Genomic DNA, 802 nt, shown 5'->3' on the forward strand with positions numbered 1-802 from the left:
AGACATTGTCTCCCTTAACAAGGAAAACAATGTCTTTTTTTGTGATGAACTAAGCCCTTGAAATAGATGTCAATTTCGTATAAAATAAAACCATAAGTTTTATCTTATCGATAATGAAACTATTAACAAGAGACTTCGACAGGTGTTTTCCCTAGGCTTGTAGGGGGAACGGTCTAAGGGTGCAGCTAACACTCCTTAAACACGTTGAAGTCTTTTTTCTATTCCGTCCATTTTTGTTAATTCTATTATACCTTCTAGTAATCTGATAATTCAATGGAAAATAGTAATATAAACCAAAAAAAGAAAGCTCCATCGTAATGGAGCTTTCTTTTTTTTGGTTTATATAGGTTAATAGTTCAATTGTTATTTACCTTGGAATAATCGGGATAGAAATCCTTTGAATCCTGATTTACCAAGGTCTTTACTGTGGTTTTTATTTAAGTCATCAGCAACAGCTAACATTTTTTTTGTTTCTAAAAGAGACCGAGCTGTTTCATCAAAACGTTTATAATGGTCTTCATTACGATTACTTACTTCGTCTAATTTTTTAATAAGAGCCATATTAAACTGTTTTTGTTGTTCGTTATGTTCTCTTAATAACTTGATCTCTTCTTTTAGCTCTTTTAATTCGTCAGCAATAACTTCACCTGTTGCCTTTTTAGGTTCTGGTTTAAAAGATTCTCCTCCTGTAGCAAAATAATTTTCAATTTGCTTAATTGACCAATTTTGATCTCGGTGCAGCGATCGGATTTCTTTTAACCTTTCCATACCTGCTTTATCAAATTTTGTATAGCCATTAGAT

1 protein-coding gene is annotated in these 802 nt (G+C 32.0%); it reads right to left on the bottom strand.

Annotated elements, in window-relative coordinates; all coding sequences use genetic code 11:
• Positions 1–363: 363 nt before the first annotated feature.
• On the bottom strand, positions 364–802 hold a 439-nt coding region (locus OK414_RS29720; protein WP_264363579.1), incomplete at its 5' end, for a hypothetical protein.

The organism is Priestia sp. JV24 (genome assembly GCF_025910025.1).
GTDB classification, from domain to species: domain Bacteria; phylum Bacillota; class Bacilli; order Bacillales; family Bacillaceae_H; genus Priestia; species Priestia megaterium.